This is a genomic window from Streptomyces sp. NPDC059989 (genome assembly GCF_042736975.1).
Lineage (GTDB): Bacteria > Actinomycetota > Actinomycetes > Streptomycetales > Streptomycetaceae > Streptomyces.
Genome location: NZ_JBHWUO010000076.1, coordinates 20,779 through 27,953, shown reverse-complemented (window position 1 = coordinate 27,953; position 7,175 = coordinate 20,779). Strand labels below are relative to the sequence as shown.

The following is a 7,175-nucleotide window of genomic DNA, read 5'->3' as shown; positions in this document are numbered from 1 at the left end:
AGTTGCCTACGCGTCACGACCACAGTCCTACTGGGTTCCACCTCGCGAAGAGGCCAGAAGCCAGGAACTGATCACGACATCACACAGGCCCTAGCCCCGCAAGGCCCCGCTCCCCGCGGAATCCGTGCTCCATCCCTTCGCGGGGGAACTCCCCGGTTCAACAGCAGCGGCCGGCGCAGCACAGACGCGGCGTTAGGTCTGGCTCTTGATAAGTTGCCTTATCAAGAGCCAGCAGACGGACGCCGGATGACAGGGAGACAGGCATGGGACACGCGGTCGAGAAGCGCGTCGGGACCTCCGCCACCGTCGCGTTCGGGGCCGCCGCGGGGCGCGGCACCGCGGCCGCCGTCCCGGGCGTCCGGCAGCAGCTGTCCGAGGCCGCGCTCGCCGCCATGGCCAAGGGTGTGCCGGCTGCCACCGCGCGGGGCTACCTCGGCGACTGGACCAGGTTCGAGCAGTGGGCCCTGACCGCCGGCCTTTGCCCGCTGCCCGCGACCGCCGAGACCCTGACCGAGTACGTCACCTGGTGCACCCTCACCCCGCGGCCACGCACCGGCCGCCCGTACAAGCCCAGCTCCATCGACCGCGCCATGGCCGCCATCGCCGTCGCCCACCAGGCCGCCGGCCTTCCCCAGCCGTCCCAGACCGGCGCCCGCCTCGTACTGCGCGGGTACGAGGCCGCACTCAAGGCCGCCAAGGACCCGCGCGGCAAGACACGCAAGGCCTCGGCCGCGACCCCGCGCGTGCTTCGGCAGATGATCGCCGCCACCGACACCGCCACCGTCATCGGCGCCCGCGACGCCGCTGCCCTCACCACCGGCTTCGCCCTCGCCGCCCGCTCCAGCGAAGCCGCCCTCCTCGACTGGGAAGACGCCACCGAAACCGACGACGACCAGGGCCTGCTTTACGACCTCTACCGGCCCAAGGTCACCACCGACCAGCCTCTCGGCGTGCCCTATGGCAGCTACGCCTCCACCTGCCCGGTCCGCGCCCTCCGCACCTACCGCCAGGCCCTCCTCAACCACGGCTACGACCCGACCGGCCCGATGTTCGTCCGCATCGACCGCCACGGCCGGATCAACCCCCCGATGCACCGCGGCGGCCGCCGCATCGGCGACCCGACCGGCCGGATGACCGCCGAAGGCGTCGCCGACATCGTCACCCGCGCCGCCCGCCGCGCCGGCCTCACCGCCCGCCCCGGCGACGTCCTCCCCGACGGCGCCCCGCGCTGGACCGGCCACTCCCTGCGCCGCGGCTATGCCGAGGCCACCCGCCACGCCAAGAAGGACCCTCTGGAAGCCTCCCGACACGGCGGCTGGGCCGACGGATCCCGCGCCTTCGCCGGCTACCACGACCGCGCGGCCGCCTTCGACGAGGAACTGAACCCGCTGTACGGGATCGGGCTGTAGCCGTGAGCTTCCATCGCCGCATGGCTGAGAGTGACATTGACCTGGGAGTCGTGACGGCGCCGTCGGGAGTCCTCGTCTTGGGGATGGCGTCGTGGATCGACTATTGGCCGCAGCTGGGCCGAACGCTGTCCGAGCGCGCAAGTGCAGCGGCATCGATCGGCGGCGGACACGTCCAAGACTGGATGTGTGAGATGGTCGCGGTTCGCGCTGCCGGTGACAGGCCGTTGATGGTGCGGGCCAGCACGGCGACGTCGCCCTTCGACGGAGGACCAACCATCGCAGTGCTTGAGATCGATCTCGGTCTGCCCTGGGCCGGCACCGCAGGAGACGAGCCGATCATCCTGGGCGACCTACCGGTCGACCGTTGCGGCATGGTGCTCGGTGATGCGCTTGCCCTGGACTCCTGGACCGGAGACGGCCACCCATCAACCGACGGCCTTGCCGATGTCGGCTACTGGGGAGCCTACGCGGAGGCCGCCCATCGTCAGTTCGGCGGAGACCTGATCTTGCGACACGGCAGTCAAGTGCGAGGGTGGCTCGACCTCCCGCTCAATGACGCCCAGAAGCTCGGCGACGCCCTCAACGACTGGAAAGGCGGCGAACAGGGCGGGGGCGTCATGGTTGCAGTCGATGAGCACACCGACTTCCACCGTTTCAACCGAGCGAGTTGGACCCACCCGCTTCGGATCGGCGCCATCGAGGTCGCTGACTGCCCCGTTCTGGGAATCAGCTGGGACAGCGACGACCACTCGATGCGACATCGCGGCGAACGCCGCTTCGGACAGGTCTATCCCGTGACTCTTCAGCCTGGCCCCACGGGCCAGGCAACGATGCGCTGGACGATCCCGCCCTGCGCGCTCGGTTACGACGGCGCAGAGTGATGAGTAGGCGCCACCGGCTACTCAGGGTGATCGAGCTGGAAATCGCCAGAGAATACGCGACACCTCAACATGTGGGCTTACCAGGCCTGAGGCCGCGGCCGTAGCCTGGCAGCTTTCCGCGCAGGCGTTCGGCTGGCGACTTGCGGTGGACGAGGACCAGGGCAAGGAGCGGCAAGTCAGCCCCGGCACCCTCTACAACCACATTCCCGACCTCCAGGAACTGCGCGCCAGCCGCATCCCCGCCCAGCTCGAAGCGGGCACCCGATGATCCCTGGCGAGCACCGGCTCAAGGGCGGTGCCCGCCAGCTCGGCGCAGAGGAACCGGGTCTCCCCGGTCCGTTCGGCACCTGGACCGGCGAGCACGACCAAGGGTCCGATGAACCGGAGGGCGGCGACGAGCCCCGGTACTAGTGAGACTGAGCGGCCGAGTTCGCCCGTGAGCGTCAAGGGTGGCCCACCTGAGCGTCGCAGTGGCGGGCGGACCTCAACTCTTGACGGCCTCCGCGATCTGCAGGGCGGCCTGGGCGGGCGTGAGGTGCGTGGTGTCGATGACCTCAGCCTCGGCGTGTAGCCAGGTGCGGGCTGCCTCGGCGTAGGGCTCAAGGTATTTGAGACGGAACGGGGAGTTGGGGCCAAGAACAGTGTCCCCCGCGATGCGCCCGCGGAGGGTGTCCTGGTCAGCGTGGAGGACGAAGTGCCGTACCGGAATGGCATGCTGGGCGAGGCCCGAGCTGATCTCGCGCCAGTACTGCTCGACCAGAACAGTCATGGGCATCACCAGAGTGCCACCGGTGTAGGCCCTGTACTCCCGAAGCTGCCGCGAAGTGACAAGTAGCTCTCTGTAGCCGATCTGACGACCGGTTGTCCCGGCTTCCGGCGTTCTGGCCCTGCCTCTGTGGTGCTCGCATTCAACTTGGTCGCGTTGTGGTGGTCGAAGAGAGGGGTCGGGCGTGCGTCGGGAGTGGGAACCGGAGGACCTGATTGAGGTCTGGACGCTGCTGGAGGAGGACCAGGAGCGGCTCCGGAACAAGTCGGGGGCGAACCGGCTGGGCTTCGCACTGCTGCTGAAGTTCTTCGAGGTGGAGGCATGCTTTCCGGAGGAAGCGGCGGAGGTCCCGGCGGCCGCAGTGTCTTACGTGGCCCAGCAGGTGAAGGTGCTCACCGAGGAGTGGGGCGCCTACGACTGGTCCGGGCGGGCGATCAAGCGGCACCGGATGGAGGTCCGGGCGGCATTCAGGTTCCGCGAGTGCACACAGGAGGACCAGGTCCAGCTCGCGCAGTGGTTGGCGGCCGAGCTGTGTCCGGTGGAGCTGAACAGGGACCGGCTGGCGGCAGCGGTGGTAGCGCGGTGCCGCAACGATCGCCTGGAACCGCCGGCGCCCGCGAAGGTCACGCGGCTGGTCGCCTCGGCAGTGAACACCTTCGAGGAGGGGTTCTGCGCGACGACGGTGGAGCGGTTGTCTGCGGCCTCGCGGTCCCGGCTGGACGACCTGGTAGCTGATGACGACGGGGATGAGGGCAGGGTGGGCGGGGGCCGGACGTTCTTCACCGAGCTGAAGGCGGACCCCGGCGCGCTGGGCCTGGACAGCCTGCTGACGGAGGTGAACAAGCTGCAGCGGGTGCGTCAGTTGGAGCTGCCGCCCGAGTTGTTCGGGGAGTTCTCGGAGAAGTTGGTGTCGGCGTGGCGGGCGCGTGCGGCGAAGGAGTATCCGTCGGACCTTGTGGCCGCGCCGGGGCCTGTGCGGTACACGCTGCTGGCGGCGCTGTGCCATGTGCGCGAGACCGAGATCACCGACTCGCTGGTGGACCTGTTCATCCAGTTGGTGCAGAAGATCAATACGCGGGCGGAAAAGAAGGTCGAGGGCGAGTTCGTCAAGGAGCTGAAGAAGGTCCGCGGCAAGGAGGCGATGATGCTGCGGGTCGCCGAGGCTGCCTTGGCCGAGCCGTCCGGCACGGTCCGCAAGGTGATCTATCCGGCGGTCGGCGGGGAGAAGATGCTCAAGGCGCTGGCGGCGGAGGCCGCGGCGAACGAGGCCAAGTACAAGGCTCGGATCCGTACGGTGCTGCGGTCCTCGTACTCGGCGCACTGGCGCCGAATGCTCTCGCCGCTGTTGTCGGCTTGGGAGCTGAAGAGCAACAACACCGCCTACAGGCCGGTCATGGACGCGATCGACCTGCTCAAGCGCTACTTGGACCAGCCGATCAAGGACGGGGCGTTCTTCGACGCGGCGGAGAGAGTGCCACTGGAGGGGGTGGTGCCCGAGCAGTGGCGGGCCGCGGTGGTGGACGACAAGGGCCGGGTCGAGCGCATTCCCTACGAGCTGTGCGTGCTGGTCAGCCTGCGGGACGCGCTGCGGCGTCGCGAGATCTGGGTGGCCGGGGCCAGCCGCTGGCGCAACCCGGAGGACGACCTGCCCCCGGACTTCGAGGACAACCGCGACGTGCACTACTCGGCGATCCGCCAGCCGCAGGACCCGCAGGAGTTCATCGCCGCCCTGCAGAAGCGGCTGCGCGACGCGCTCACGGGCTTCGACCGCGCGTTGGAGCTGGGCACCACGGGTGGGGTGGAGATCATCAGGAAGCATGGCGAGCCGTGGATCAAGGTGTCCCCGCTGGCCAAGCAGGAGGAGCCGGAGAACCTGGTCGCGCTGAAAGCCGAAATTCAGCGCCGCTGGGGGACGATCGACCTGATCGACATCCTCAAAGAAGCCGAGTTCGCCACCAGCTTCACCTCCGAGTTCGCCTCGGTGGCCTCGCGGGAGGCGGTCCCACGTGATGTCCTGCGGCGCCGGCTGCTGCTGGTGCTGTTCGCGCTGGGCACCAACATGGGCATCAAGCGAGTAGTGGCCACCGGCAAGCACGGTGAGTCCGAGGCGGTCCTGCGCCGGATCCGGCACCTCTTCGTGAACCGGACCAACATGAGGTCCGCGCTGATCAAGCTCGTCAATCACACCTTCGCAGCCAGGGACGAGACCTGGTGGGGCGCGGGCACCGCGTGTGCTTCCGATAGCCGCAAGTTCGGTGCCTGGTCCAGCAACTTCATGACCGAGTGGCACCAGCGCTACCGGGGGCCGGGCGTGATGATCTACTGGCATGTGGAACGCAAGTCGGTGTGCATCTACTCCCAGCTCAAGCACTGCTCGGCCTCCGAGGTCGCCTCGATGATCGAGGGCGTGCTGCGGCACTGCACCGACATGGAGGTCGACCGGCAGTACACCGACACCCATGGCGCCTCCATCGTCGGCTTCGCGTTCGCTCGCATGCTCGGATTCAATCTGCTCCCCAGGCTGAAGAACGTCGGTTCGGCCCGGCTGTATCGCCCCGCCGCCGGCGAGGACGAGCAGTGGCCGCAGCTAGGCCCGGTGCTGTCCACCAAGACGATCGACTGGGAACTGATCCGCCAGCAGTACGACCAGATCGTCAAATACACCACCGCCCTGCGCCTGGGCACAGCAGAAGCCGAGCAGGTCCTGCGCCGGTTCACCCGCGGAGGTCCCAAGCACCCCACCTATCGGGCCATCGAGGAACTGGGGCGGGCCGTACGCACCGCCTTCATCTGCGACTACCTGGCCGACGCCGACCTGCGCCGTGAGATCGGTGAGGGCCTGCAGGTCGTCGAGAACTGGAACAGCGCGAACCATGACCTGTTCTACGGCAAGGACGGCGAACTGACGGGCAAGGACAAGGAGAGCCAGGAGATCTCGATGCTCGCCCTCCACCTCCTCCAGTCGGCCCTGGTCCACGTCAACACGCTCCTGGTCCAAGAGGTCCTAGCCGAGTCGAAGTGGGCGGACAAGCTCACTACGGCAGACCGGCGCGGCCTCTCCCCGCTTTTCTGGACGCACGTGAACCCCTACGGCAGGTTCGAGCTGGACATGAACCGCCACCTGCACCTCGGCCCGCTCCTCCCGCAACAGCGCACCCCGCAAGACCACTCCGCGCGAACCTCGGACCCGATGACGCCTTGATCCTTTCGATTCCGCACCTGTTCAATCAGCAGATGAATGAGGCTGCGGGCATGACGGAGCACCCCGGTTTCGGCGTGATGCTGGCTCGGTTGCTGGACCAAAGAGAGTTCAGTGTGCAGAAGCTGGCCAAACGCGCCGAGTTGACGGCAAACGCAGTCCGAGGGGTACTCGCGGGGGAAGCCCCTAGCGAGGGGCTCCTCCGGCGGATCGCGCCTGTCGTGGGCTTCCGCGCAGTCGATCTGTTCATCCTCGCGGGACTGGCGGTCCCGGAGGACATGGCCCCGTTGGATGCCGCGGCCGAGCGGTGGGCACCGTACATCGTGATGGATGCGGTGCACCTACCTTCTGCTGAGCGGCGTGAACTCCTGCAGCTCATCCGCTCACTGCCGCAGGAGAAACGATTTTCCGTCTTCGCCGTGAAGCGGCTCGCGGCCCATGCCGGTCCAGGCGGTTGGGTCATCCGCATGCTCCAATACCGCAATCTAGGCTGGTCGGGCATGGCGAAGGTCCTTGCGGTAGTGACGCCCACCTACCTGTCCGCGTCTACCTACGGTGTGATCGGCGACGGCCGCAAGGAATTGACGCCCCGCTTGGTGACGGATTTCGCAGCCCTGCTGGGGATCGACGCCAGAGAACTGGCCACGCTGACGGGCGTACATCCGCGTGAGCTGCCACCAGTCCCGGCCCCGGAGGCGATGGACGCCGCCGTTCTGCTGTGGGAGGCGCGGCGCCTCTCCGCCGCCCAGGCACAGCACGTCGCCGAGCTGGCGCGCTCCATGCGCGGGGACTCCGCCAGGAGGTACTTCGTCAACCTGCCTGGGTCCTGACCCCTGCCGGGCACCCTCTGCGTCGTCGTACGTTAGAGGAACCCCCACCGAACAATTGTGATCTTGCCCGGTCGAGATGATCGACCTGCG

General features: G+C 68.0%; 5 protein-coding genes and 1 pseudogene. 5 read left to right on the top strand and 1 reads right to left on the bottom strand.

Annotated features, from left to right (window positions below):
• Positions 1-263: 263 nt before the first annotated feature.
• From ACFWBN_RS36660 to ACFWBN_RS36650, 3 genes are all read left to right on the top strand, one after another.
• Positions 264-1,409, top strand: coding sequence for an integrase (locus tag ACFWBN_RS36660; RefSeq protein WP_385185120.1), 1,146 nt, complete (start codon positions 264-266; stop codon positions 1,407-1,409).
• A 20-nt stretch (positions 1,410-1,429) separates the two neighbouring features.
• The gene (locus ACFWBN_RS36655; protein ID WP_385185117.1) at positions 1,430-2,290 is read left to right on the top strand and encodes a hypothetical protein; all 861 of its coding nucleotides are present in this window, start codon (positions 1,430-1,432) and stop codon (positions 2,288-2,290) included.
• A 145-nt stretch (positions 2,291-2,435) separates the two neighbouring features.
• Positions 2,436-2,558: a hypothetical protein gene (locus tag ACFWBN_RS36650; protein WP_385185114.1), complete on the top strand. Its 123-nt coding sequence runs from the start codon at positions 2,436-2,438 to the stop codon at positions 2,556-2,558.
• A 216-nt stretch (positions 2,559-2,774) separates the two neighbouring features.
• Here ACFWBN_RS36650 and ACFWBN_RS36645 read toward each other — a convergent pair.
• Positions 2,775-3,134 (bottom strand): annotated as a pseudogene (locus tag ACFWBN_RS36645) (ATP-binding protein); the annotation flags it as partial.
• A 106-nt stretch (positions 3,135-3,240) separates the two neighbouring features.
• Here ACFWBN_RS36645 and ACFWBN_RS36640 point away from each other — a divergent pair.
• Positions 3,241-6,258, top strand: a complete 3,018-nt coding sequence (locus ACFWBN_RS36640) for a Tn3 family transposase (protein WP_385185108.1) — start codon at positions 3,241-3,243, stop codon at positions 6,256-6,258.
• Positions 6,255-7,085, top strand: coding sequence for a hypothetical protein (locus ACFWBN_RS36635; RefSeq protein ID WP_385185105.1), 831 nt, complete (start codon positions 6,255-6,257; stop codon positions 7,083-7,085). Before ACFWBN_RS36640 ends, ACFWBN_RS36635 begins: the two co-directional genes overlap by 4 nt.
• The last annotated feature ends 90 nt before the right edge of the window (positions 7,086-7,175 follow it).

Bases quoted from the DNA above. Each gene is read 5' to 3' on its own strand.
- ACFWBN_RS36660 (WP_385185120.1), top strand. From the start codon at position 264: ATGGGACACGCGGTCGAGAAGCGCGTCGGGACCTCCGCCACCGTCGCG.
- ACFWBN_RS36655 (WP_385185117.1), top strand. From the start codon at position 1,430: ATGGCTGAGAGTGACATTGACCTGGGAGTCGTGACGGCGCCGTCGGGA.